The following is a 23,429-nucleotide window of genomic DNA, read 5'->3' as shown; positions in this document are numbered from 1 at the left end:
TATATCTGTCATGATTTTTGGCATGAATGGATCGTCGATGGACCTCAATGCGGTGCGCATGCTGGTGCAGGTGGCCGAAGCGCGCAGCTTCACCGTGGCCGCCGGCCAACTCGGCCTGAGCCAGTCCGGGCTGTCGCGCGCAATCGGCCGGCTGGAAGCCTCGCTGGGGGTGAAGCTGCTGCAGCGGAACACGCGCAATGTCGCGCTGACCCCGGATGGCCAGCAGTTCGTCGAGCAGGTGGGACCCTTGCTGTGCGGGATGGAAGACGCCGAGCGACTGCTGGCCGACCGCCCCTGCACACCCTCGGGCGTACTGAAGATCAGCGCGCCTTCGATGTTCGGGCGCAAGGTGCTGGTGCCATTGCTGGGGCCGTTGCTGGAACGGCATCCGCAGCTGCAGGTGGAGGCCGTGCTCAGTGACCGTCTGGTGGATCTGGTGGAGGAAGGCTTCGATGCCGCCCTGCGCACCGGCACCATCGCCGACCAGCGGATGGTCGCGCGTCCATTGAAGCCACTGCGCTGGGTGACCGTGGCCAGCCCGGCCTACCTGGCCGCGCAGGGCGAGCCGGCCGACGTGGCGGCATTGCAGGACCATGCCTGCCTGGCGGTGCGCAACCTGCGCAGTGGCCGGTTGGTGGACTGGCAGTTCCTGCAGGACGGGCAGCTGCGCGAGGTCACGCCGCCGACGCGGATGGTGTTCGACTGCGGCGATCCGTTGGTGGAGTCAGCGATCGCTGGCATCGGCATCGTGCAGGTGATGGATTTCGCGGTGGCCGACGCGCTGGCCGATGGCCGCCTGCAGCGCGTGCTGCAGCCGTTCGAAGGCCGCAGCCGCGCGTTGTCGTTGATCTACCCGCCGTCGCGGCAGCACTCGCCGAAGCTGCAGGTGCTGGCCGAGGCGTTGCTCGCTGGCGACTGGTAGATCCACGCCATGCGTGGATACCGACCCGTAGTAGATCCACGCCATGCGTGGATGAATGCTTCGACGCGAGATCAGCCGGGCATGGCCCGGCGCTACCGGTAAGGCGTTGCCGGCCAGCGGCCGGCACTACCAAAGATCAGGCGAAGCTATCGGTGGCGCGCACCAGCGCGTCGACGTTCTCGGCTTCGAACGCAGAGTGCCCCGAGGCCGGGGTGATCTCCAGCTTGGCCTTCGGCCACACCTTGGTCAGGTCCCAGGCGTTGGCCAGCGGACAGACCACGTCGTAACGCCCGTGCACGATCACGCCCGGGATATCGGCGATGCGGTGCGCGTCGCGCAGCAGCTGGTCTTCCACTTCGAAGAAACCGCCGTTGACGAAGTAGTGGTTCTCGATGCGGGCGAACGCCAGCGCGAAATGCGGGTCTTCATGGCTGTTGATGAAGTCATCGTCCACATGCAGGAAGCTGGTCGCACCTTCCCACACCGCCCAGGCCTTGGCCGCATCCAGCCGCGTTGCTTCGTCTTCGCTGGTCAGGCGGCGATGGAAGGCGGAGATCAGATCGTGGCGCTCCACCGCCGGAATCGGCTTGAGGTAGTGCTCCCACGCATCCGGGAACAGGCGGTTGGCGCCTTCCTGGTAGAACCATTCCAGTTCCCAGCGGCGCAGCATGAAGATGCCGCGCAGCACCAGTTCGGTCACTCGCTGCGGATGGGTTTCGGCATAGGCCAGCGCCAGGGTCGAGCCCCAGCTGCCACCGAACACCTGCCAGCGATCGACCTTCAGGTGCTGGCGCAGCTTCTCGATGTCGGCAACGAGGTCCCAGGTGGTGTTGTCCACCAGATCGGCGTGCGGGGTGGAACGACCGGCGCCGCGCTGGTCGAACAGGATGATGCGGTACTTGGCCGGGTCGTGGAACTGGCGCATCTTGTCGCTGCAGCCGCCGCCCGGCCCACCATGCAGCATCACCACCGGCTTGCCGTCCGGGTTGCCGCACTGTTCGAAGTACAGCGTGTGGCGGTCGTCGACCTTCAGGGTGCCGACGTCGTAAGGGGTGATGGCGGGGTACAGCGTACGCATGCTTGCAGCTCCGTGGTGGTGCCCTGCCCTTGGCAGGAGAACCCCCATTCTAGGCCGGTCGCCGGCCCAGGGTGACCCGGTCGCGCTGCTCCAGGTCCTGCACGGTCTGCACGTCGCTGTAGACGGCCTGCTCGAACAGCGCGCGGATGGCATCGCCCTGGTCCCAGCCGTGCTCGATCAGCAGCCAGCCGCCGAGCTGCAGATGGTCGCCGCCGCCGGCGACGATGCGGCGGATGTCGTCCAGCCCATCAACGCCCGAGGCCAGTGCCGTGGCCGGCTCGAAGCGCAGGTCGCCCTGTTCCAGGTGCGGGTCGTCGCTGGCGATATAGGGCGGATTGCTGGCGATCAGATCGAAGCGCTCGCCGCGCAGCGGTCCGTACCAGTCGTCGCCCCCTTCGGCAAAACGCACGTTGCCCAGCTCGTGGCGCGCGGCGTTGCGGGCCGCCACCGCCAAGGCCGCGGCACTGGCGTCGGTGGCCAGCACCTGCGCCTGCGGCCGTTCGCTGGCCAGGGCCAGGGCGATGGCGCCGCTGCCGGTGCCGAGGTCGGCCAGCTGCAGCGCGCGGTCCGGTGGCAGGCGGTCCAATGCCAGTTCCACCAGCAGTTCGGTCTCCGGCCGCGGAATCAGGGTGGCCGGGTCGACCTCCAGGTCCAGCGTCCAGAAGCCACGGCGGCCGGTCAGGTAAGCCACCGGTTCACCCGCAAGGCGACGGCCCAGCAGGGCCTCGAAGGCGGCCTGTTCGGCGGCCGGCAACGGATCGGTGGCATGCGCGAACAACCAGCTGCGCGGCCGCTCCAGCACATGCAGCAGCAGCAGTTCGGCCTCATGGCGGGCGTCGACGCCGCCCAGCCGGGTACTCGCGTCGGTCACGACTTGGCGCAGGGTGGGTTCGGGTTGTAGAGACATCCGGCAATTGTAGAGCCGAGCCCATGCTCGGCTGCTGTTCGCGGTAGCCCCAGCCGGGCATGGCTCGACGCTAGAGAATGCTGGAATCCGTTCAGGTTCCGCCAGAGGGGATAAGGAGGGGCTATCAGCCCTCTTCACACGTCCAGGAAGATTTTCCTTGTCACACAGGCAGTTGCAGGATGGACGTGGCCGGGTTCAGTGCCTGCTCATTGGATTTTGATAGTCTCCATCTATTAAATAGATGTAATCAATGCATTGTCCTTATCGAAACAGAACCAGTAATCTAGGTCCTGTCGATTCACCCACTCCCCTTCACCCAGAGGAAAAACGATGTCCCTGATCAACACCCAGATCCAGCCGTTCGAAGCCAACGCTTACCTGAATGGCGAGTTCATCAAGGTCTCCGACAGCACCCTGAAGGGCCAGTGGTCGGTCCTGATCTTCATGCCGGCAGCCTTCACCTTCAACTGCCCGACCGAGATCGAAGACGCCGCTGACCATTACGCCGAGTTCAAGAAGGCCGGCGCCGAGGTCTACATCGTCACCACCGACACCCACTTCTCGCACAAGGTCTGGCACGAAACCTCGCCGGCCGTCGGCAAGGCCCAGTTCCCGCTGGTCGGCGACCCGACCCACCAGCTGACCCGCGCCTTCGGCGTGCACATCGAAGAAGAAGGCCTGGCCCTGCGCGGCACCTTCATCATCAACCCGGAAGGCGTGATCAAGACCCTGGAGATCCACTCCAACGAGATCGCCCGTGACGTCTCCGAGACCCTGCGCAAGCTGAAGGCTGCCCAGTTCACCGCCGCCAACCCGAACCAGGTCTGCCCGGCCAAGTGGAAGGAAGGCGAAAAGACCCTGACCCCGTCGCTGGACCTGGTCGGCAAGATCTAAAGCAGTACCGGCCTGCCGCAGCCCCACGCTGCGGTGCGGCCTTCATCCCCGTGCCGGTCCCCCCGCCGGCGTGGGGGTGAACCCAAGACAGCCGAGCCCGCAAGCCAACGCGCGCCAGCCTTGGCCAGCCAGCCCCTTCCACGGTGTCGCTGTCTTGGGTTCACCCCTACCCCTCGCTGGTCCGCTACCTTCTACAGCGGTGCCACGCCCCCGTTTTGCCTGAAGCCAGGAGAAGACCATGTTGGACGCCAACCTGCAGTCGCAGCTGAAGACCTATCTGGAGCGCGTGACCCGCCCGATCCAGATCACCGCGCATGCCGACGACGGTGCCAAGTCGCAGGAGATGCTGGACCTGCTGCAGACCCTGGAAAGCCTGTCGGACAAGATCTCGCTGCAGGTGCTGCGTGATGGCCAAGGCCGCGTGCCGTCCTTCGACCTGGGCACGCCGGGCCAGGACATCCACCTGACCTTCGCCGGCCTGCCGATGGGCCACGAGTTCACCTCGCTGGTGCTGGCACTGCTGCAGGTCGGCGGGCATCCGTCCAAGGCCACCGCCGAGCTGATCGAACAGGTGCAGAACCTGGAAGGCGATTACAGGTTTGAAACCTATTTCTCGCTGTCCTGCCAGAACTGCCCGGATGTGGTGCAGGCGCTGAACCTGGCTGCCGTGCTCAACCCGCGCATCCAGCACGTAGCCATCGACGGTGCGCTGTTCCAGGAAGAAGTCGAGCAGCGCGAGATCATGTCGGTGCCCACCGTCTACCTCAATGGTGCGGTGTTCGACCAGGGTCGCATGACCCTCGAGCAGATCGTGGCCAAGCTGGACACCAACGCCAGCAAGCGTGATGCCGAGAAGATCGGCGCCAAGGAGGCCTTCGACGTGCTGGTGGTCGGTGGTGGCCCAGCCGGTGCCGCAGCGGCGATCTACGCTGCGCGCAAGGGCATCCGTACCGGCATCGCTGCCGAGCGTTTCGGTGGCCAGGTGCTGGACACCATGGCGATCGAGAACTTCATTTCGGTGAAGGAGACCGAAGGCCCGAAGCTGGCCGCGGCGCTGGAGCAGCACGTGCGCGAATACGAGGTCGACATCATGGACCTGCAACGCGCCAGTGCGCTGGTGCCGGCCGGTGAAGACGGCCTGGTGCAGGTGCAGCTGGAAAACGGCGCGGTGCTGAAGTCGCGCTCGGTGATCCTGTCCACTGGCGCCCGCTGGCGGCAGATGAACGTGCCAGGCGAAGACCAGTACCGCAACAAGGGCGTGGCCTACTGCCCGCACTGCGATGGCCCCCTGTTCAAGGGCAAGCGCGTAGCGGTGATCGGCGGTGGCAATTCGGGCGTTGAAGCCGCCATCGATCTGGCCGGCATCGTGTCGCATGTGACCCTGCTGGAATTCGATTCCAGCCTGCGTGCCGACGAAGTGCTGCAGAAGAAGCTGCGCAGCCTGGCCAATGTCACCGTGCTGACCAGCGCGCAGACCACCGAAGTGCTGGGCGACGGCAGCCGTGTCACCGGCCTGGTCTACAAGGACCGTGTCGGCGGCGATTCGCATCGCGTTGAACTGGAAGGCATCTTCGTGCAGATCGGCCTGCTGCCGAACACCGAATGGCTGAAGGACACCGTGGCTCTTTCGCCGCGTGGCGAGATCGTCATCGATGACCGCGGGCAGACCAATCTGCCGGGCGTGTTCGCCGCGGGTGATTGCACGACGGTACCCTACAAGCAGATCATCATCGCGATGGGCGCCGGTTCGACCGCCGCACTTAGCGCTTTCGATCACCTGATCCGCTCCTCGGTTCCCAAGAGTAGCGGTGCGGTGGCCGAAGCGGCCTGATCCAACGTTCCCAGGCCATCGGGAGCACCATCAACCGGCGGGGCAACGCCATGCCGGTGCAGTACCCCGAGAGGTCTGAGGATGAACCTGCGTGACCTGAAATACCTGGTGGCCCTGGCCGATCACAAGCACTTCGGCCGGGCCGCCGCCTCCTGCTTCGTCAGCCAGCCCACGCTGTCGACGCAGATCCGCAAGCTGGAAGAGGAACTGGGCCTGCCACTGGTGGAACGTGCGCCGCGCAAGGTGATGCTGACGCCTGCCGGCCACGAAGCGGCCGCGCGGGCACGGGTGATCGTGGCCGAAGTGGAACAGCTGAAGGAAGCGGCGCGACGCAGCCGCGATCCGGAAGCGGGTACCGTGCGCCTGGGGATCTTCCCCACCCTGGGCCCGTACCTGTTGCCGCACGTGATTCCGCGCATCCGCACGCGCTTCCCCGAGCTGGAACTGCTGCTGGTGGAAGAAAAGAGCGATGTGCTGCTGGAGCGCCTGCGCGAAGGCAAGCTCGACGCCGCACTGTTGGCACTGCCGGTGATCGACGACCAGCTGCATGCCGAATTCCTGTTCGAGGAGCCGTTCCTGCTGGCCGTGTCCGGCCGCCATCCGCTGGCCACGCGCGAGCATCTGGACGTGCAGGAACTGGCCACGCAGAAACTGCTGTTGCTGGAAGACGGCCACTGCCTGCGTGACCAGGCGCTGGAAGTCTGTCGCCTGTTCGGCGCCAATGAAAAATCCGAATTCCGCGCCACCAGCCTGGAAACGCTGCGACAGATGGTCGCCGCCGACGTTGGCATCACCCTGCTGCCCAGCCTGTCGGTCCAGCCGCCGGTGCCGCGCTCGAACAACATCCGCCTGATCGACTTCGTCGGCGAGGGCCGTCCCAGCCGTCGCATCGCCATGATCTGGCGCCGCAGCTCGGCGATGAACGAGTTCCTGATGGAGCTGGCCGAACAGTTCAAGCGCCTGCCCGATGCGCTGTTTACGCTGGAGGCGTTGGCCCCGGCAAACGGCGATGCTGCCACCCCGCCCACGCCGGTGCTGAACGGCTGAGACACCGCAGCCGGGCCTCGAAACCGCCGGGAGTCGATTCCGGCCGCATTTGTCCCCACAATACAGTCAGGCGGCGCCAGCAGGTGCCGCCTTTTGCATGGCTTTCAACCAAGGAGCGTCACCATGAACACCGCCAGCGGCCTGCCGCCGTCGATCACCGTTTCCACCCTCGACATGGACCGCCTGGACGCCATGCTCGAATCTCCGGCAAACAGCCAGACGCCGGCCGCGCGTGCGCTTGCCGACGAACTCAACCGGGCGACCGTGTTGCCGCCAGACCAGATTCCCGAAGGCATCGTCATGATGCATTCGCGCGTGGAGTGCGAAGATGAAGTGTCGGGCGAAAAGCATGTCCTGACCCTGGTCTTCCCCCGCGAAGCCAATGTCGATGAAGGCAAGGTGTCCGTGCTGGCGCCCGTGGGCAGCGCCCTGCTTGGCCTGGCCGTGGGCCAGAGCATCGACTGGACCGCCCCCGGCGGCCGCAAGCTGCGGCTGCGCGTGAGCGCGGTCCACAACGACCGTCCCTGACCTGCGCTGCGTACCGCGCGCGATCAGTTTCCCTGCAATCCCCGCACCAGGAGCCGTAATGAGTACCCCGTCCAAACTGTCCCAGCTGCGCGAACTGTCCGTGGTCGTTGCCGATACCGGTGACTACGAGGCGATCAAGCGCTTGCAGCCGGTGGACTGCACCACCAATCCGACCCTGGTGAAGAAGGCGCTGGACCTGCCGGTCTATGCGGAACTGATCGAACGCGAACTGGCCTGGGGCCGCCAGCAGGGCGGTGACCGCGAGACCGTGGTGCACGCCGTGGCCGACCGCCTGACCATCGGCGTCGGCGCGCTGCTGAGCACGCTGGTACCGGGCCGTGTGTCCACCGAAGTGGATGCCGACCAGGCCCATGACACTGCCGCGACCGTGGCCAAGGCCCGCCAGTTCATCCAGATGTACGCCGATGCCGGCGTGCCGCGCGAGAAGATCCTGATCAAGATCGCTGCGACCTGGGAAGGCGTGGAAGCCGCGCGCGTGCTGCAGGCCGAAGGCATCGACTGCAACCTGACCCTGATCTTCAACCCGACCCAGGCACTGGCCTGCAGCGAAGCGGGTGCGTTCCTGATCTCGCCGTTCGTCGGCCGCATTCTCGACTGGTACGTGGCCAACGGCCAGACCCCGGCGAACATCGACGAAGACCCGGGCGTGGTGTTCGTGCGTGGCGTGTATGCCGAATTCAAGCGCCGCGGTTCGCCGACCGTGGTGATGGGCGCCTCGTTCCGTTCGACCGCGCAGATCGAAGCGCTGGCCGGCTGCGACCGCCTGACCATTTCGCCGGACCTGCTGGAGAAGCTGGATGCCGACCACGGCGTGCTGCCGCGCAAGCTGGTGGCCGGTGCCGCTGAAGCGGTGCAGGTGACGCCGATCGACGCGGCGACGTTCGCTGCGGACCTGGCGGCCGATCCGATGGCGACCGAGAAGCTGGCGACGGGTATCGATGCGTTTGCCAAGGATCTGGAAGCGCTGCGTCAGCGGATCCGCGAGGCGCTGTGAGGATTCCGGCCAACGGCTGAGCCCCTTGTGGCGGGTCGCTATGAGCAAAAGCTGCGCTTGGCCGGGCGGGTTGGGTACGCGGGAGACGCCGTGAATCCGTCCATGGAGGCTTGGCCGCGGCATCCATGCCGCGGACACCCCCGCGAACCCAACCCGCCCGACCTCTGACAGTTTCCTGCGGCGGTCCGCCACGGAAGAAAGAAAAGAAGAGCAAAAGCGGGTCGCGCGCTACGCGTGCTCACAAACAAAAAGGACGCGGCGAATGCCGCGTCCTTTTTGTTTTCTATCAGGTCGTCAGTAACCCAATGCTCTTGCCCACCGTCACCGGGAAACTGTCGGGGGCGGGGCGGTGTGGGTTGGCAGGACCGTTGGCGCCATGGATGGCGCCATCGAGCCCCCATGGATGGGTTCACGGCGTGTCCTGCCAACCCACACCGCCCCGCCCAACCCGCAGCAACCCAGAGCCGCTTTGGCTTTGGCTTTGGCCGTTGCTTTCAGCTTCTGCCCGCCGCAGGCGGACCACCGCGCGTCAGCGCGGCACCTCCACATCCAACCCGATCGGGCAGCTCACGCCGGTACCGCCGATGCCGCAGTAACCGTTCGGATTCTTCGCCAGGTACTGCTGGTGATAGTCCTCGGCGTAGTAGTACTCAGGCGCCGGGTACACGATCTCGGTGGTGATCGGGCCATAGCCCGCTGCAGCCAACTGCGCCTGGTAGGCCTCGCGGCTGGCCAGCGCCGCCGCGTACTGCGCCTCGTCGGTAGCGTGGATCGCCGAACGGTACTGGGTGCCTGTGTCGTTGCCCTGGCGCATGCCCTGGGTCGGGTCGTGGCTCTCCCAGAACAGCTGCAGCAGCCGCTCCAGGCTCACCACCGCCGGGTCGAACACCACCTGCACCACCTCGGTGTGGCCGGTCAGGCCTGAACAGACCTCTTCATAGGTGGGGTTCGGGGTGATGCCGCCGGCATAGCCCACCGAGGTGCTGTACACGCCCGGTTCGCTCCAGAACTTGCGCTCGGCGCCCCAGAAGCAGCCCAGGGCGAAGCGGATCTGCTGCAGGCCGGCGAAACGGTCCTTCAACGGATGGCTGTTCACGAAGTGCTGGTTGCTGTGCAGCGGCAGCGGTTGCTCGCGGCCCGGCAGCGCTTCTTCCGGGCGCGGCAGGCGCTGCTTGAAGGCCCCGATGCCGAGGATGCCCTGTCCGATTCCCAACATGATGCGCTCCTACGCCGGAAGGCCGGCAATGTCGTCGGCATCTGAAATGGGGTCGCCGGGGGCGTGGCCCAAGTCCAGCGCGGCGACGATGTCCTCGGCCTGCGGGCGCGCGGCGTCGGGGATACCGACCCGCAGCACGCCGAACAACGGCAGCTCGCCCATGCCACCCAGCAGCGACTCGCCGAACACAAAGGCCGGGATGCCGGCGTCTTCCAGCGCGTGCTTGACCAGGTGGGCGTCGAACAGATTGTCGGCCTTGTACACGATGTGCATGCGGGCGGCTCCGTGGGACAGGATTCCAGCATACGCCCGGGGGATGAATGGTGCCGGGGGCGGCATCCGCGGGTTGCTGGCCAGCAGCCGGCACTACAGATGACGCAGGTAGTGCCGGCCGCTGGCCGGCAACACCAACCATCCATGCCCGCCCACCGGGCAGCCCTTCCCGGTAAGCGTTAGACTGGCAATCTTTCTGCCTTACTTTCGCCGACTCATGTCAGAGCACACCCCCGCCAGCCCCGAGACCCCCGCCGACAGCCACGAGAAGCGCGATTTCATCCGCCAGATCGTGCGCGAGGACCTGGCCAGCGGTAAGCACCAGGCGATCAAGACCCGCTTCCCGCCGGAGCCGAACGGCTACCTGCACATCGGCCATGCCAAGTCGATCTGCCTGAACTTCGGCATCGCCGGTGAGTTCAGTGGCGTCTGCAACCTGCGTTTCGACGACACCAACCCGGCCAAGGAAGACCCGGAGTACGTGGCTGCGATCCAGGACGACGTGCGTTGGCTGGGCTTTGAGTGGAACGAGCTGCGCCACGCCTCGGACTACTTCCAGACCTATTACCTGGCCGCCGAGAAGCTGATCGCCGACGGCAAGGCCTATGTCTGCGACCTGTCGGCCGAGGAAGTGCGCGCCTACCGCGGCACCCTGACCGAACCGGGTCGCCCCTCGCCTTACCGCGAGCGCAGCGTCGAGGAAAACCTCGACCTGTTCCGCCGCATGCGCGCCGGGGAATTCCCCGATGGCGCGCGCACCGTGCGCGCCAAGATCGACATGGCCAGCGGCAACATCAACCTGCGCGATCCGGCGCTGTACCGCATCAAGCACGTCGAGCACCAGAACACCGGCAACGCATGGCCGATCTACCCGATGTACGACTTCGCCCATGCGCTGGGCGATTCGATCGAGGGCATCACACACTCGCTGTGCACCCTGGAGTTCGAAGACCATCGCCCGCTGTACGACTGGTGCGTGGACAACGTCGACTTCGCCCACGATGACGCGCTGACCCAGCCGCTGGTCGACGCCGGCCTGCCGCGCGAAGCGGCCAAACCGCGCCAGATCGAGTTCTCGCGCTTGAACATCAACTACACGGTGATGAGCAAGCGCAAGCTGATGGCGCTGGTCACCGAACAGCTGGTGGACGGCTGGGAAGACCCGCGCATGCCGACCCTGCAGGGCCTGCGTCGCCGTGGCTACACGCCGGCGGCGATGTGCCTGTTCGCCGAGCGCGTGGGCATCAGCAAGCAGAATTCGATGATCGATTTCAGCGTACTGGAAGGCGCGCTGCGCGAAGACCTGGACAGCGCCGCGCCGCGTCGCATGGCCGTGGTCGACCCGGTCAAGCTGGTGCTGACCAACCTGGCCGAAGGCCACGAAGAGCAGCTGACCTTCAGCAACCACCCGAAGGACGAAAGCTTCGGTACCCGCGAAGTGCCGTTCGCACGTGAGGTGTGGATCGACCGCGAGGACTTCGCCGAAGTGCCGCCGAAGGGCTGGAAGCGCCTGGTTCCTGGTGGTGAAGTGCGCCTGCGCGGTGCCGGCATCATCCGCTGCGACGACGTGATCAAGGATGCCGACGGCACCATCACCGAGCTGCGCGGCTGGCTGGATCCGGAATCGCGCCCGGGCATGGAAGGCGCCAACCGCAAGGTCAAGGGCACCATCCACTGGGTCAGCGCCGTGCACGGCGTGCCGGCCGAGATCCGCCTGTACGACCGCCTGTTCTCGGTACCGAACCCGGACGACGAATCGGAAGGCAAGACCTACCGCGACTATCTCAATCCGGAATCGCGCCGCACCGTCACCGGCTATGTCGAGCCGGCTGCCGCCACCGCGGCGCCGGAACAGTCGTTCCAGTTCGAGCGCACCGGCTACTTCGTTGCCGACCGCCGTGACCACACCGAAGCCAAGCCGGTGTTCAACCGCAGCGTGACCCTGCGCGACACCTGGTCGGCCTGAGGACCTGCGCGGGCGCCGCGAAGGCGCCCGCGTCATCCTGCAACTGCCTCATCCTCTGCTGAAGCCTGCGTAGCCGACCCTCGGTAACGGCAGGCCTTGCTGCGCGAGCGCAGGCATGCAATGCCACCGCGCAGCCGCTGTCGGCGTCATCATCCCCTCCTCGCCCCTGTCAGGCCCTGCCATGTCCGCTGACCCGAGTGCACTTCTGCCGCTGCTGCAACAGGTCCTGCTGGGCCGTGACATCGCCTGCACCGTCGAGGGCGGCGACCTGTTGCTCGACAGCGGCCTGCAGCTGACGCCGCACAGCGTCTCCAGCAACGAACGCGACAACGGCGGCTGGCAGACGTCCACCGTCATCGAGACCCGTCACGCCGGCCTGTTCGCCGATGGCCTGTTCGAATACCAGCACGCCAATGGCGCGACCGAACAGGAGTCGTTGCTGTCCGGCTTCGACACCTGGGTGCGGGTGGATCTGGCGACCCTGCAGGCCGCCGTCGGTGCCGAAGACGCACCGGATCTGCCGATGATGGGGCTGACTTACCCGAGCGGCGACGAAGGCGAAGAACACGAGCGCACCGTGGTGCTGGGGCCGCTGGCCCATTACCGCGCCCGCGAACTGGACGACGCTGCCGCGTGCAGCGAGGACGACCACGGCTCCTGCCCCTGCTGCCTGTTCACCAAGAGCATCGACGCCTTCGACGACCTGCTGAAGGCCCACCACTTCCTGGCCATCCGCCTGTTCGCGTCGCGCGACGAGCAGGGCCAGTGCGAAGCCGACTGCAGGGTCAACGGCCATGACTTCGCCCCTGCCCTGCCACTGCTGCGCGCCTATGCCGCACGCTGGCCGCAGGCGGGGCTGGAGTTCCGCAAGCAGTACGTGGTGATCCGCACCGGCTCACCGTCACCGGCCTGAATCCAGCGCGCACGCCCGGTACATGCCACTGCCGCTACACTGCGCGCCGACATCTGTTGCACCTGTTCCTTTCACTCCCAACGAGGCACCCCCGCGATGCTGTACGCGCAAGTCCACCTGACCCTTCCCGCCTGGATCCACGACCAGATCGACCTGGATCGTCGATATCCGGGCGACGAGGCCAAGGTCGCGCTGGCGATCGAGCTGTCGCGGCTGAACGTCGACCACGCCAGTGGCGGCCCGTTCGGCGCCGTGGTGTTCGGGCCGGATGACAAGGTGATCGCCGCCGGCGTGAACCGGGTGATGCCGCACTCGACCTCGCTGGCGCACGCCGAGAACATGGCCTACATGCTGGCCCAGCAGCGCCTGCAGACCCCGCGCCTGAACGCGGTGCTGTCGCCGATCACCCTGGCCACCAGCTCGCAGCCGTGCTGCCAGTGCTACGGAGCCACCGTGTGGGCCGGCATCGACCGCCTGCTGATCGGCGCGAGTTCGGCCGACGTGGAAGAACTGACCCCGTTCGATGAAGGCCCGCTGCCGGCCGACTGGGTGGGCGAACTCAACAAGCGCGGCATCGAAGTGGTGCAGGGTCTGAACCGCGATGCGGCGCGCAGCGTGCTGCGTGCCTATGGGGAAAGCGATGGCGCCCGTTACTGAGACCGGCATCGGCCTGCTGTGCCTGTGCCGGCAGGGCTTCGAGCCCGAGCTGGCCGGCGAACTGCAGTTCCGCGCAGGCGCTGCCGGTTTTGCCGGTTACGCCCGCACCCAGCGCAATGATGGCTACGTGCTCTTCATGTGCGATGAAGCCGCGGCGCTTGCACCGCGACTGCCGTGGCGCGAGCTGATCTTCGCCCGCCAGAAGCTGGTGGTGCTGGCCGAGCTGCCGCAGCTGGACCCGGCCGACCGCATCACCCCGATGCTGGACGTGCTGGCCGATGCGCCGCGCTTTGGTGATCTGTGGGTGGAGCATCCCGATTCGGACGCTGGCAAACCGCTGTCCGGACTGGCGCGTGCGTTCGGCAATGCCCTGCGCCCGGCGCTGCGCAAGGCCGGCAAACTCAGCGACAAACCCAACGCACGCCTGCCGCGCCTGCACGTGGTGTTCGTCGATGGCACCCACGCTTTCATCTGCGTGGCCAACCCGGACGACAGTGCACCCTGGGCGTTGGGCATTCCGCGCCTGAAGCTGTTGCCCGACGCACCCTCGCGCTCGGCATTGAAGCTGGATGAGGCACTGCTGACCCTGCTTGCCCCGGAAGAACGCGAAGCGCTGGTTCGCCCGGGCATGCGCGCGGCCGACCTCGGCGCGGCACCGGGCGGCTGGACCTGGGTGCTGACCCGCCAGCACGTGCATGTGCTGAGCATCGACAACGGCCCGCTGCGCCAGCACGTACTGGACACCGGCCTGGTCGAGCACCTGCGTGCCGATGGCTTCCATTGGCATCCGGAGCAGCCGCTGGACTGGATGGTCTGCGACATGGTCGAGCAACCGCGTCGCGTCGCCGAACGCATGGCCACCTGGTTCCGCGAAGGCTGGTGCAAGCACGCGATTTTCAACCTGAAGCTGCCGATGAAGAAGCGCTGGGACGAAACGCGCCTGTGCCTGGACCTGTTCCAGGACCAGGCCGGCAAGCCGCTGGTGGTGCGTGCCAAGCAGCTGTACCACGACCGTGAGGAAATCACGGTGCTGGCGTCGCCGCTGCGCTGATGAACACCCCGCGCATTTCCCTGCTGCTGTGTACCGCGTTGCTGGCATCGCCGGCACTGGCACAGCCGGTGCGCCCGCAGCCGGCGCAGAGTGCTCCGCTGCGCGATGACAGTGGCGTGGTCCGCCAGCAGTCGCTGTCGGCCGGCCGGGTGACCGGCAGCGTCGACATCGTGGTGCCGCTGGGCGAAACCCCGATAACGGTGCGTTCGGTGGCGCCGGCCAGCGTGGTCGGCCAGTACCGCATCCATTTCGCCGAGCTGGACGTGGACGGTGATGGCTTCATCAGCCGTGAGGAGGCGCAGGTGAACCCGGCGCTTGCCGACGAGTTCAACGCATTGGACGTGAAGCGTCGCGGCAAGCTGGACCGCGCCGATCTGGCCGGTTGGCTGGTGGATTGACGCCGCTGCGGTAACGGTATCCACGCATGGCGTGGATCTACCGACGGCGGTAGCGCCGGGCCATGCCCGGCGGGATCCATGAACCGCGCTGCGCGCTCGCCGGGCATGGCCCGGCGCTACCGGTGGATGATCCGGGGCACGCGCGCCAACCAAGGTTGGCGTCTACCAGAAGCGATTCGGCGCGGGCCCGCATCACCCGTGGTTGGTAGTTGCCAACCTTGGTTGGCACCCAGGCGTCACACCCCTGCGGCGCGCTTCCAGAAGGCCTGCACCAGCGGCGGCCACTTGCCCGCACAGCCCAGCGCGCGTCCACGCGCCAGGGTCAGGTGCATCTCGTCGTTGGAGAACAGTCGGTTGATCGCGTCGAAGCTGTAAGCAGCGATCTGGTTGTCGCTGCGACGCTCACGCGCCCAGCGCTGCAGACGCTGCGGCGACAACCGTGGCTGCCCACGACGTTCGGCGGACGGCGCCAGCCAGTGCCGCAGGGCGGCGACGTCGCGCAGGCCGAGGTTGACGCCCTGCCCGGCCAGCGGGTGCACCACGTGGGCGGCATCGCCCAGCGCCAACACGCGACCGGCCACGTAGTGGCGGGCCAACTGCCGGCGCAGCGGGAACGCCGCGCGCGGCGAGGCCAGCCGCAGCTCACCCAGGCGCGCGGCGAAGGCACGGGTCAGTTCACGATTGAATGCGTCTTCGTCCAGCGCCAGCACGCGTGCCGCCTCGTCGTCGGGCAACGTCCAGACGATGGAGCTGCGGCGCTCGGCCACCGGCAGCAGCGCCAGCGGACCGGTCGGCAGGAAACGCTGCCAGGCCGTCGCTTGGTTGGGCAGCTCGCTGTCCACATAGGCGACCACCCCGCGCTGCTGGTAATCGTGGCGCTCGACCTCGATCCCGGCCAGTCCGCGCAGGGTCGATTCCGCACCGTCGGCAGCCACGGCCAGCGCGGCTTCGATGCGACGGCCATCATCCAGGCGCAGGCGCACACCGTGCTCGTCCTGTTCGAGCGCTTCCACGCGCGCCGGGCAATGCAGCTCCACGCCGGCGGCCGGCAGCGCCGCCCACAGGCGATCCTGCAGCAACCCGTTCTCGACGATGAAACCCAGTTCGCGACGGCCGAAGCGGTCCGCGTCGAACAGCAGGTCGTCGCCACCGGCCGCATCCCACACCTGCATGCGCCGGTACGGCCAGGCGCGCGCCTGCGCGATCGTCGGCCACACACCGAGACGCTGCAGCAGCTGCACGTTGTCGGCGGCGAAGGCGAACACCCGCAGATCCGGCTGTGCGGCCTGCCACGGTGCAGGCTCGCGTCCTTCCACCAGCGCCACGGCAAGACCAGCATCGGCCAGGGCCAGCGCGCAGGCAGCGCCGACCACGCCGCCGCCCACAATGACCACGTCCAGGCGTGCGCGCCGGTTCATGCGGCTTCTCCGCGACACAGGCGCGGCACGTCGCCACGGAAGCCCATCGCACCACCGACCAGCATCGACTGCACCGAGGCGCGCTGTGCGGCCACCAGGCCCAGGCTGCGCAGGGGGCGCAGCAGCGGCGCCGGATTGCTGGTCAGGCGCGCAAGACCACCGGAGAACGCCACCGTCTGTCGTCGATCTTCTTCACGGCGGGCCACATAGGATCGCAGCAGTGCGTCGCTGCCAGCGTCGCCCTCCACTTCCAGCAGCTCGGCCAACGTCAACGCATCGCGCAGGCCGAGGTTGAAACCCTGTGCACCCAGCGGATGGATGGTCTGCGCGGCATTGCCAAGCAGCACCGTGCGCTCCCCCACCAGCGCGCTCGCCAGTACCTGGATCAGCGGATAGGCGCTGCGCGGACCAGAGTCGAGCAGGCGACCCGCACGCCAGCCGATGGCCTGCTGCAGGCGCTGCAGCCACGCGCTGTCGTCCAGCGCCATCACCGCTTCGGCCTGGTCACGGGCGACGCCATGCACGGTGCCGAAATGGCGGTCGCCACGCGGCAGCAACGCCGTCGGGCCGGTATCGGTGAAGCGCTCCCAGGCGGTGCCATCGGGCGCACGCTGGCTGCGTACGCGGGCCACGAACAGCGTCTGCTGGAAATCGTGGCGATCAACTTCGATGCCCAACGCATCTCGCACGCCGCTGCTGGTGCCGTCGGCACCGACCACCAGTCGCGCCAGCAGCACGCGCTCGCCGCTGTCATCGGCCACCCGCACCTGGCGGTAACCATCAATCACATCGCCCAGACCAAGGAAACGCATCGGCCGGTAGCGGCGCAGTCGTGGCAGCTCCTGCAGCCGGCTTTCCAGCGCCTGGCCGAAATCACGCGCCACCACCACCTGGCCGAACCACGGCCGGTCGTAATCCGTTGCATCGAGCTGCACGCGGCCGAAATCACCGGCGCGGCTGACATGGATGCGGCGGATCGGGCCGGGCGCCATCGACAGTTTCTGCATGACCCCCAGCGCGGTCAGCGCGTTGATGGTGGCTGCGGCAAAACTGAGGTTGCGCTGGTCGAACACCGCTGGCAGTTCGCCAGCCGGGCTGGCCTCGAGCAGGCCCACGTCGCGGCCCAGCCGGTCCAGGGCGATGGCCAGGCTGGCACCCACCAGACCACCACCGACGATCAGCACGTCATGTCGTTCACTCATGGGCGCATGATACGCGCTCGCCGCGCCTGCATGCCCGGCACGGCCCCGCCTGCGCCCAGCGTCGCGCCGGGCTAGAATGAAACCTGAATCCGCTCCGGCCCCCACCGCCATGTCCGACTCCGCACCCCGCGCCTTCGTCCTGTCAGTGCTCGTGCTGTTGCTGGCGGCGACCCGCGTCAATCACTTCGCGGCAATCCCGGACGCCTCCTGGGCCGTGTTCTTCATCGGCGGCTTCTACCTCGCCCGCTGGACCCGCTGGGCGTTCCCGCTGCTGATGGTGTTCGCGGTGCTGGTCGACTGGATCGTGATCCGCAGCAGCGGCCTCGATTTCTGGCAGCACTACTGCGTGTCGCCGGGCTACTGGCTGCTGTTGCCGGCGTACTTCGCCATGTGGGCCGGCGGCATGCTGCTGGGCCGCAACTACCGCAGTGCGCAGTGGTCGGTGCTGGGCAAGGGTGCGTTGCTGCTGGTGGCGTCGGTGGCGCTGTGCCATCTGCTGGCACAGGGCGGTTTCTACTGGACCAGCCAGAACGTGGCCGAGCCGACCGTGGCCGGCTGGGCGCAGAACTACGCACAGTGGTTCGGCCCCTACCTGCGCACCACCGCGATCTACGTGGCCCTGGCCGCCGCACTGCAGCTGGCCGTGGAGCAGGTGCTCAAGCTCCTGCAGGCCCGCCGCGACATCCATCACTGAGCCGCGCCATGGGTCATCGCCTCTCGCGCATCTACACCCGCACCGGCGACGACGGCAGCACCGGCCTGGGTGACGGCAGCCGGGTCGGCAAGGACGATCTGCGTGTTGCCTCCTATGGCACCGTCGACGAAGCCAATGCCACGCTCGGGCTGTTGCTCGCCGTGCCGCTGCCGGAGGACATCCGCGCGCTGGTCGTGCACCTGCAGCACCAGCTGTTCGATCTGGGCGCCGAACTGTGCGTTCCCGGCCATGCCGCGATCCACGCCGCCGACGTATCGGCCCTGGAACAGCAGCTGGACCACTACAACGCCGACCTGCCGATGCTGAAGGAGTTCATCCTGCCGGCCGGCGGCGAGGCCGCCGCGCGCTGCCACCTGGCCCGTACCGTGGTCCGCCGCGCCGAGCGCGACACGGTGGCCCTGGCCCGGGTGGAACCGGTACGCAGCGAAGCGCTGCAGTACCTCAACCGGCTGTCAGACCTGCTGTTCGTGCTGGCCCGGGTGCTGGCACGGGCCGATGGCCACGGCGAAGCGCTGTGGCAACCACAGCATCGCCAGCGCTGAGCCGCCATGTTGGTCTTCACCCATCCCGCCTGCCTGCTGCACGATCCCGGCCCTGGCCATCCTGAATGCCCGCAACGCCTGCAGGTGGTGCTCGATGCGCTGCATGAGGCTTTCCCCGGCCAACTGGAGTGGCGCGAAGCGCCACCGGCCAAGTTTGGCGAACTGACCCGGGTCCACGACAGCGCGCTGCTGGATCTGGTGCTGCAACCGCAGACCGCACCGCTGCGCCAGCTGGACATGGACACCTGGACCTCGCCGGGTTCGGCCAGTGCCGCGGTGCATGCCGCCGGCGCAGGTGTCGCGGCCGTCGATGCAGTGATGCTGGGTGAGGATCCACTGGCCTTCTGCGCGGTGCGCCCGCCCGGCCACCATGCCACCAGCAGTACCGCGATGGGTTTCTGCCTGCTCAACAACATCGCCATCGCCGCCGCCTACGCCCGCGATCGCCACGGCCTGGAGCGGATCGCGGTGGTCGATTTCGATGTCCACCACGGCAACGGCACCCAGGACATCTTCCAGCACGACGCCCGGGTGTCCTACTACAGCACCCATCAGGCAGGGCTGTTCCCCGAGTCCGGCCTGCGCCGTGACCGCGGCGCCGGCAACCTGATGAACATCCTGCTGCCACCGGGCAGCGGTGGCTTCCGCTTCCGCAACGTCTGGGCCGACGAGATGCTGCCGGCGATCGACGACTTCCGCCCCCAGCTGCTGCTGATCTCGGCCGGCTTCGATGCCCACCTGCGCGATCCGCAGGCCGACCTGATGCTGGAGACCGACGATTTCGCCTGGATCACCCGCGAACTGCACGCGCTGGCACGCCGCCATGCCGCTGGCCGGGTGGTGTCGATGCTGGAGGGCGGATACGACCTGCAGGCCCTGGCCGAGTGCAGCGTGGCCCATCTGCAGGCACTGATGGCGACGCCTTCCGGCAACGGGCCTGGATGAACCCGAACCGGCAATCCGGGGAGGCCTTCATTGCCCCTATGCAAGGGATGGGGCAAGCTACCGTCCGTTTTCGCCCGAATCCGAACCGCGTGCGCCGAGCCCTCCGCCTGCTTCCCCTGCCCCTGAGCATCGCCGTCTGCCTTCCGGCATGGGCCGATGACAAGCCGCTCAACTGGGGCCTTTGCCCGGCCACGGACGTGATCCCTGCGTTCACCGACGCGCCGACGCCGGTGCCCGGCCAGGACAAGGCTGCCGCCAGCGCTGCGCGCGAACAGCAGCCCACCGACATCGAGGGCGACCAGCTGCTGGGCACCACCACCGTGCCGCAGTACCAGGGCAATGTGGCGCTGCGCCGGGGCGACCAGTTCGTCGGCACCGACAAGCTCAGCTTCGATACCGAAAGCGGCAACTACGTCGCCGACGGCAACGTCCGTTACCAGGATGCCTCGATCCGGATGGTCGCCAAGCGCGCCGAGGGCAACCAGGAAAGCGACACCCACAAGATCACCGACATCCAGTACCAGCTGGTGTCCCGCCGCGGCAATGGCGAAGCCGAATCAGTCGACCTGCAGGGCGCGGTCGGGCAGATGCACCGCTCCACCTACACCACCTGCGACCCGTCGCAGCCGGTATGGCGGCTGACGGCGCCGGAGATCGAAGTCGACAACGACGAAGGCTTCGGCACCGCCCGCAACGCCGTACTGCGGATCGGCAAGGTGCCGATCCTGTGGGCGCCCTACTTCAAGTTCCCGATCGATGACCGGCGCAAGACAGGCCTGCTGTTCCCGCAGCTGGGCATGTCCGGGCGCAACGGTTTCGATTACGCACAGCCGATCTACTTCAACCTGGCGCCGAACTACGACGACACGTTGACCCCGCGCTACATGAGCCGGCGCGGCCTGATGCTCGACAACGAGTTCCGCTACCTCTATGAAGGCGGCCGCGGCGAACTGATCACCGCGTTCATGCCCAACGACAAGCTGCGCGACCGCGATCGCGGCCAGGTGATATTCGGTGGCTACCACAACGTGGACAGCCACTGGCAGGCCCGTGCCAACCTGGCCTGGGTCAGCGACGAGCGCTACGTGGAAGACTTCGCCAACCGCCTGGTAGGTGTCACCGCCTCGAACCTGCAGAGCACCGTGGGCCTGTATGGCACCGGCAAGAACTGGACGGCCGGCATCATGGCCGACCGCTGGCAGCTGACCGACTACACCCTCAACGAGAGCGCGCTGCCTTACAACCGGCAGCCACGCCTGTTCCTCAACTGGGACAAGCCGCTGCTGCCGTGGCTGGAGACCGGTGTCTATGCCGAGGCCGTGCGCTTCACCCACGACGACATCAACTTCAAGTACGGCGCCGAGGCCGGTCCCGACCTGCAGTACACGCGCAACGGCCAGACCCAGCGCATTTACGGCGGCTCGCGCCTGGATGTGAAGCCCTACGTGTCGTTCCCGATCAGCGGCGCGGCCTGGTACGTCACCCCGACCCTGGCCTACCGTTACACCGGCTACGAGCTGGACCGCGGGTTGGCCGATGCCACCCGCAGGAGCATCCTGGTCTCGCAGGGCATCGATCCGAACACGGCCACGCCGGAACAGCTGCGCGGCAATACCTCGCCCAGCCGCAGCCTGCCGATCGCCAGCCTCGACGCCGGCCTGTTCTTCGATCGTGAGACGAAGATCGGTGGCAAGTCGTTCCTGCAGACCCTGGAGCCGCGCCTGTTCTACCTGCGCACGCCCTACCGCGATCAGGACGAGCTGCCGATCTTCGATACCCGCGACTTCACCTTCAGCTGGGGCCAGCTGTTCCGCGATTCGCGTTATACGGGCGCTGATCGCCAGAACGACGCCAACCAGCTGACCATGGCCCTGAGCACCCGCTTCATCGACCAGACCACCGGCAAGGAACGCTTCTCGGCCTCCATCGGCCAGATCCAGTACTTCGACGAATCGCGGGTGTCCGTGACCCCCGGTGGCGCGCCGGTGGAAAAGGGCAAGTCGGCCTGGATCGCCGACGGCAACTACATGATCAACGACCGCTGGACGCTGGGCGCCACCTACCAGTGGGATCCCAAGTACAAGCGCGAGGATCTGGCCAGCGTCCGTGCCCGCTACCTGATGTCCAACGACGGCGTGGTCAACCTGACCTACCGTTACCGCATCAATTCCGGCGCCCCGGCCACCGCCAACAAGCACGACCGCACCCTGCTGGAACAGGCCGACCTGTCGTTCCTGTACCCGCTGAACGAGCGCTGGAGCCTGGTGGGCCGTTATTACTACTCGATCCAGGACAAGGAACCGCTGGAGATCATCGGTGGCGTACAGTGGGACAGCTGCTGCCTGGCCGTGCGCGCCGTGGCCCGCCGCTACGTGCGCAACCGCGAAGGCGAAATGAACAACTCCATCCAGCTCGAGTTCGTGCTCAAGGGCTTGAGCTCCCTCGGCCAGGACACGGACCGCACTTTGCGCCGTGCTATCCTCGGCTACAACCGCGACGACCTCTATCTCGTGCCGCCCAGCAACACCGGCGCGACCCGCGATGACTACGATCCGAATCTGATCCCATGACCAAGAGCTTCCCCGTTCTCCTCGCATCGCTTCTGGCGGTGTCCAGCGTGTCCGCCCCCCTGCAGGTCATTGCGCAGGAGGCCCAGCCGTTGGACCGCATCGCTGCTGTCGTCGATGAGGACGTGATCCTGCAGAGCGAGCTCCAGCGTGCGATCGCCAACATCAAGGCGCAGTACGCCGGCCGCGAGGCCCAGCTGCCCCCTGATGACGTGCTCAGCCGCCAGGTGCTCGAGCGCCTGGTGCTGGTCAAGCTGCAGGTGGCCCGTGCGCAGGGCAGCGGTATCCATGTCGGCGACCAGGAACTGACCCAGGCGATGAATGCCATCGCCCAGCAGAACGGTTCGACCCTGGATGCCCTGCGTCAGCGTCTGGCCCATGACGGCATCGATTTCAACGATTTCCGCGCCTCGGTGCGTGACGAGATCACCGTGCAGCGCCTGCGCCAGAGCTTTGCGCAGAGCCGCATCAGCGTCAGCGAAGGCGAGGTCGATGCGGCCCTGAAGCAGCAGGCCGATGCCGGCAACCAATTCCACTTGGCGCACATCCTGGTCGCCCTGCCCGACGGCGCCACTGCCGAGCAGATCGCCACCGGCCAGAAGAAGGCCGACGGCGTGAAGGAGCTGCTGGACAAGGGCGAACTGGACTTCAATGCGGCGGCCGTGCGCTATTCCGACAGCCCCAATGCACTGGAAGGCGGCGACCTTGGCTGGCGCACCCTGGATGAAATCCCGGCGGCGTTCGCACAGACGATGCAGCAGATGAAGGCTGGCGAAGTGGTTGGCCCGATCCGCGGCCCGAGCGGCTTCCAGCTGCTGAAGCTGGTGGAAGTGCGTGACGCCAGCGCGGCGGCAGGCACCCACACCGTCACCGAGTACCACGGCCGCCATATCCTGGTGCGCGTGGACGATGCACAGTCCGACGCGGCCGCCAAGGCCAAGATCGATACCCTGCGCGCCCGCATTGCCGGCGGTGCCGACTTCCAGCAGGTGGCCAAGGAATCGTCCGAGGACACCAACAGCAAGGGCCAGGGCGGCGATCTGGGCTGGTTCCCGGCCGACGCATTCGGCCCGGCCTTCGGCCAGCAGGTGGCAGGCATCCAGGACGGCGGCGTCAGCCAGCCGTTCCGCACCGATGCGGGCTGGCACATCGTGCAGCGCGTGGGCACCCGCCAGACCGATGTCGGCAGTGACAACCAGCGCGCCCAGGTCCGCGAGACCATCGGTCGCCGCAAGCTGGAAGACGAGTACAACCGCTTCCTGCAGGAGCTGCGTGGCGAAGCCTTCGTCAGCTTCCGCAGCGGTGACCGGGCGGAAAATACCGCCACGCCTCCGCAGTCCTGAG

General features: G+C 67.1%; 22 protein-coding genes. 16 read left to right on the top strand and 6 right to left on the bottom strand.

Annotated features, from left to right (window positions below):
• Positions 1 to 37: 37 nt before the first annotated feature.
• Positions 38 to 922 (top strand): LysR family transcriptional regulator, encoded by an 885-nt coding sequence (locus CR156_RS00885; RefSeq protein WP_100551617.1) that lies wholly within the window; start codon positions 38 to 40, stop codon positions 920 to 922.
• 136 nt (positions 923 to 1,058) lie between these two features.
• Here CR156_RS00885 and pip read toward each other — a convergent pair whose 3' ends face one another.
• On the bottom strand, positions 1,059 to 2,000 hold the full coding sequence (pip, locus tag CR156_RS00880) for a prolyl aminopeptidase (protein ID WP_100551616.1): 942 nt from the start codon (positions 1,998 to 2,000) through the stop codon (positions 1,059 to 1,061).
• A gap of 49 nt (positions 2,001 to 2,049) precedes the next feature.
• On the bottom strand, positions 2,050 to 2,907 hold the full coding sequence (prmC, locus tag CR156_RS00875; RefSeq protein WP_100551615.1) for a peptide chain release factor N(5)-glutamine methyltransferase: 858 nt from the start codon (positions 2,905 to 2,907) through the stop codon (positions 2,050 to 2,052).
• A gap of 330 nt (positions 2,908 to 3,237) precedes the next feature.
• Here prmC and ahpC point away from each other — a divergent pair, with 330 nt between their 5' ends.
• The 5 genes from ahpC (at position 3,238) to CR156_RS00850 (ending at position 8,222) form a co-directional block, all read left to right on the top strand.
• Positions 3,238 to 3,801 carry an alkyl hydroperoxide reductase subunit C gene (gene ahpC / locus CR156_RS00870; RefSeq protein WP_025877950.1) on the top strand — a complete coding sequence of 188 codons (564 nt, stop codon included), beginning with the start codon at positions 3,238 to 3,240 and terminating at the stop codon, positions 3,799 to 3,801.
• A gap of 238 nt (positions 3,802 to 4,039) precedes the next feature.
• A complete protein-coding gene (gene ahpF, locus CR156_RS00865; protein WP_100463089.1) occupies positions 4,040 to 5,632 on the top strand; it encodes an alkyl hydroperoxide reductase subunit F in 1,593 nt (530 codons plus the stop codon).
• A gap of 81 nt (positions 5,633 to 5,713) precedes the next feature.
• Positions 5,714 to 6,679 (top strand): LysR substrate-binding domain-containing protein, encoded by a 966-nt coding sequence (locus CR156_RS00860; protein WP_100551614.1) that lies wholly within the window; start codon positions 5,714 to 5,716, stop codon positions 6,677 to 6,679.
• 123 nt (positions 6,680 to 6,802) lie between these two features.
• Positions 6,803 to 7,207, top strand: a complete 405-nt coding sequence (gene rnk, locus CR156_RS00855) for a nucleoside diphosphate kinase regulator (RefSeq protein ID WP_089238903.1) — start codon at positions 6,803 to 6,805, stop codon at positions 7,205 to 7,207.
• Between the two features lie 58 nt (positions 7,208 to 7,265).
• Entirely contained in the window at positions 7,266 to 8,222 is a 957-nt protein-coding gene (locus CR156_RS00850; RefSeq protein ID WP_100551613.1) for a transaldolase, read from the top strand.
• Positions 8,223 to 8,751: 529 nt separating this feature from the next.
• On the opposite strand, the gene msrA is transcribed toward CR156_RS00850, so the two are convergent.
• On the bottom strand, positions 8,752 to 9,417 hold the full coding sequence (gene msrA, locus CR156_RS00845; protein ID WP_089241180.1) for a peptide-methionine (S)-S-oxide reductase MsrA: 666 nt from the start codon (positions 9,415 to 9,417) through the stop codon (positions 8,752 to 8,754).
• A 30-nt stretch (positions 9,418 to 9,447) separates the two neighbouring features.
• Positions 9,448 to 9,711, bottom strand: coding sequence for a putative signal transducing protein (locus CR156_RS00840; RefSeq protein ID WP_089238899.1), 264 nt, complete (start codon positions 9,709 to 9,711; stop codon positions 9,448 to 9,450).
• A gap of 217 nt (positions 9,712 to 9,928) precedes the next feature.
• On the opposite strand from CR156_RS00840, the gene CR156_RS00835 reads away from it, so the two are divergent.
• The 5 genes from CR156_RS00835 to CR156_RS00815 all read left to right on the top strand — a co-directional run bounded on the left by CR156_RS00835 (position 9,929) and on the right by CR156_RS00815 (position 14,696).
• Positions 9,929 to 11,677, top strand: coding sequence for a glutamine--tRNA ligase/YqeY domain fusion protein (locus tag CR156_RS00835; RefSeq protein WP_100551612.1), 1,749 nt, complete (start codon positions 9,929 to 9,931; stop codon positions 11,675 to 11,677).
• Between the two features lie 181 nt (positions 11,678 to 11,858).
• Positions 11,859 to 12,590, top strand: coding sequence for a DUF6348 family protein (locus tag CR156_RS00830; protein WP_100551611.1), 732 nt, complete (start codon positions 11,859 to 11,861; stop codon positions 12,588 to 12,590).
• A gap of 96 nt (positions 12,591 to 12,686) precedes the next feature.
• Positions 12,687 to 13,247 carry a nucleoside deaminase gene (locus CR156_RS00825; protein ID WP_033830398.1) on the top strand — a complete coding sequence of 187 codons (561 nt, stop codon included), beginning with the start codon at positions 12,687 to 12,689 and terminating at the stop codon, positions 13,245 to 13,247.
• Positions 13,231 to 14,298: a 23S rRNA (cytidine(2498)-2'-O)-methyltransferase RlmM gene (gene rlmM / locus CR156_RS00820; protein ID WP_100551610.1), complete on the top strand. Its 1,068-nt coding sequence runs from the start codon at positions 13,231 to 13,233 to the stop codon at positions 14,296 to 14,298. The genes CR156_RS00825 and rlmM overlap by 17 nt, the downstream gene beginning before the upstream one ends.
• Complete coding sequence (locus CR156_RS00815; protein WP_100551609.1) at positions 14,298 to 14,696, top strand: EF-hand domain-containing protein; 399 nt, start codon at positions 14,298 to 14,300, stop codon at positions 14,694 to 14,696. Before rlmM ends, CR156_RS00815 begins: the two co-directional genes overlap by 1 nt.
• A gap of 236 nt (positions 14,697 to 14,932) precedes the next feature.
• On the opposite strand, the gene CR156_RS00810 is transcribed toward CR156_RS00815, so the two are convergent.
• Together CR156_RS00810 and ubiH are read right to left on the bottom strand one after the other, a co-directional pair.
• Positions 14,933 to 16,114, bottom strand: coding sequence for a UbiH/UbiF family hydroxylase (locus CR156_RS00810; protein ID WP_100551608.1), 1,182 nt, complete (start codon positions 16,112 to 16,114; stop codon positions 14,933 to 14,935).
• The gene (gene ubiH, locus CR156_RS00805) at positions 16,111 to 17,316 is read right to left on the bottom strand and encodes a 2-octaprenyl-6-methoxyphenyl hydroxylase (protein ID WP_100551607.1); all 1,206 of its coding nucleotides are present in this window, start codon (positions 17,314 to 17,316) and stop codon (positions 16,111 to 16,113) included. Before ubiH ends, CR156_RS00810 begins: the two co-directional genes overlap by 4 nt.
• Before the next feature lie 109 nt (positions 17,317 to 17,425).
• Here ubiH and CR156_RS00800 point away from each other — a divergent pair, with 109 nt between their 5' ends.
• The 5 genes from CR156_RS00800 to CR156_RS00780 all read left to right on the top strand — a co-directional run bounded on the left by CR156_RS00800 (position 17,426) and on the right by CR156_RS00780 (position 23,428).
• Positions 17,426 to 18,010 (top strand): hypothetical protein, encoded by a 585-nt coding sequence (locus tag CR156_RS00800; protein ID WP_025877927.1) that lies wholly within the window; start codon positions 17,426 to 17,428, stop codon positions 18,008 to 18,010.
• An 8-nt stretch (positions 18,011 to 18,018) separates the two neighbouring features.
• Positions 18,019 to 18,573, top strand: a complete 555-nt coding sequence (locus CR156_RS00795; RefSeq protein WP_100551606.1) for a cob(I)yrinic acid a,c-diamide adenosyltransferase — start codon at positions 18,019 to 18,021, stop codon at positions 18,571 to 18,573.
• A 6-nt stretch (positions 18,574 to 18,579) separates the two neighbouring features.
• Positions 18,580 to 19,518 carry a histone deacetylase family protein gene (locus CR156_RS00790; protein ID WP_100551605.1) on the top strand — a complete coding sequence of 313 codons (939 nt, stop codon included), beginning with the start codon at positions 18,580 to 18,582 and terminating at the stop codon, positions 19,516 to 19,518.
• Between the two features lie 89 nt (positions 19,519 to 19,607).
• Positions 19,608 to 22,088 carry an LPS-assembly protein LptD gene (lptD, locus tag CR156_RS00785; RefSeq protein ID WP_165780960.1) on the top strand — a complete coding sequence of 827 codons (2,481 nt, stop codon included), beginning with the start codon at positions 19,608 to 19,610 and terminating at the stop codon, positions 22,086 to 22,088.
• Complete coding sequence (locus CR156_RS00780; RefSeq protein ID WP_100551603.1) at positions 22,085 to 23,428, top strand: peptidylprolyl isomerase; 1,344 nt, start codon at positions 22,085 to 22,087, stop codon at positions 23,426 to 23,428. The genes lptD and CR156_RS00780 overlap by 4 nt, the downstream gene beginning before the upstream one ends.
• The last annotated feature ends 1 nt before the right edge of the window (position 23,429 follow it).

It is taken from the genome of Stenotrophomonas lactitubi, assembly GCF_002803515.1.
GTDB lineage: Bacteria > Pseudomonadota > Gammaproteobacteria > Xanthomonadales > Xanthomonadaceae > Stenotrophomonas > Stenotrophomonas lactitubi.
Note: the sequence above shows the minus strand (reverse complement) of the source record. Positions and strands in the feature narration are given on the sequence as shown.

Coding starts and splice junctions, on each gene's coding strand:
- CR156_RS00850 (WP_100551613.1), top strand. CDS start 7,266: ATGAGTACCCCGTCCAAACTGTCCCAGCTGCGCGAACTGTCCGTGGTC.
- ahpC (WP_025877950.1), top strand. CDS start 3,238: ATGTCCCTGATCAACACCCAGATCCAGCCGTTCGAAGCCAACGCTTAC.
- CR156_RS00830 (WP_100551611.1), top strand. CDS start 11,859: ATGTCCGCTGACCCGAGTGCACTTCTGCCGCTGCTGCAACAGGTCCTG.
- CR156_RS00810 (WP_100551608.1), bottom strand. CDS start 16,114: ATGAACCGGCGCGCACGCCTGGACGTGGTCATTGTGGGCGGCGGCGTG.
- CR156_RS00885 (WP_100551617.1), top strand. CDS start 38: ATGGACCTCAATGCGGTGCGCATGCTGGTGCAGGTGGCCGAAGCGCGC.
- ubiH (WP_100551607.1), bottom strand. CDS start 17,316: ATGAGTGAACGACATGACGTGCTGATCGTCGGTGGTGGTCTGGTGGGT.
- CR156_RS00835 (WP_100551612.1), top strand. CDS start 9,929: ATGTCAGAGCACACCCCCGCCAGCCCCGAGACCCCCGCCGACAGCCAC.
- CR156_RS00860 (WP_100551614.1), top strand. CDS start 5,714: ATGAACCTGCGTGACCTGAAATACCTGGTGGCCCTGGCCGATCACAAG.
- rlmM (WP_100551610.1), top strand. CDS start 13,231: ATGGCGCCCGTTACTGAGACCGGCATCGGCCTGCTGTGCCTGTGCCGG.
- prmC (WP_100551615.1), bottom strand. CDS start 2,907: ATGTCTCTACAACCCGAACCCACCCTGCGCCAAGTCGTGACCGACGCG.
- CR156_RS00825 (WP_033830398.1), top strand. CDS start 12,687: ATGCTGTACGCGCAAGTCCACCTGACCCTTCCCGCCTGGATCCACGAC.
- CR156_RS00780 (WP_100551603.1), top strand. CDS start 22,085: ATGACCAAGAGCTTCCCCGTTCTCCTCGCATCGCTTCTGGCGGTGTCC.
- CR156_RS00790 (WP_100551605.1), top strand. CDS start 18,580: ATGTTGGTCTTCACCCATCCCGCCTGCCTGCTGCACGATCCCGGCCCT.
- CR156_RS00800 (WP_025877927.1), top strand. CDS start 17,426: ATGTCCGACTCCGCACCCCGCGCCTTCGTCCTGTCAGTGCTCGTGCTG.
- CR156_RS00795 (WP_100551606.1), top strand. CDS start 18,019: ATGGGTCATCGCCTCTCGCGCATCTACACCCGCACCGGCGACGACGGC.
- rnk (WP_089238903.1), top strand. CDS start 6,803: ATGAACACCGCCAGCGGCCTGCCGCCGTCGATCACCGTTTCCACCCTC.
- ahpF (WP_100463089.1), top strand. CDS start 4,040: ATGTTGGACGCCAACCTGCAGTCGCAGCTGAAGACCTATCTGGAGCGC.
- CR156_RS00840 (WP_089238899.1), bottom strand. CDS start 9,711: ATGCACATCGTGTACAAGGCCGACAATCTGTTCGACGCCCACCTGGTC.
- pip (WP_100551616.1), bottom strand. CDS start 2,000: ATGCGTACGCTGTACCCCGCCATCACCCCTTACGACGTCGGCACCCTG.
- CR156_RS00815 (WP_100551609.1), top strand. CDS start 14,298: ATGAACACCCCGCGCATTTCCCTGCTGCTGTGTACCGCGTTGCTGGCA.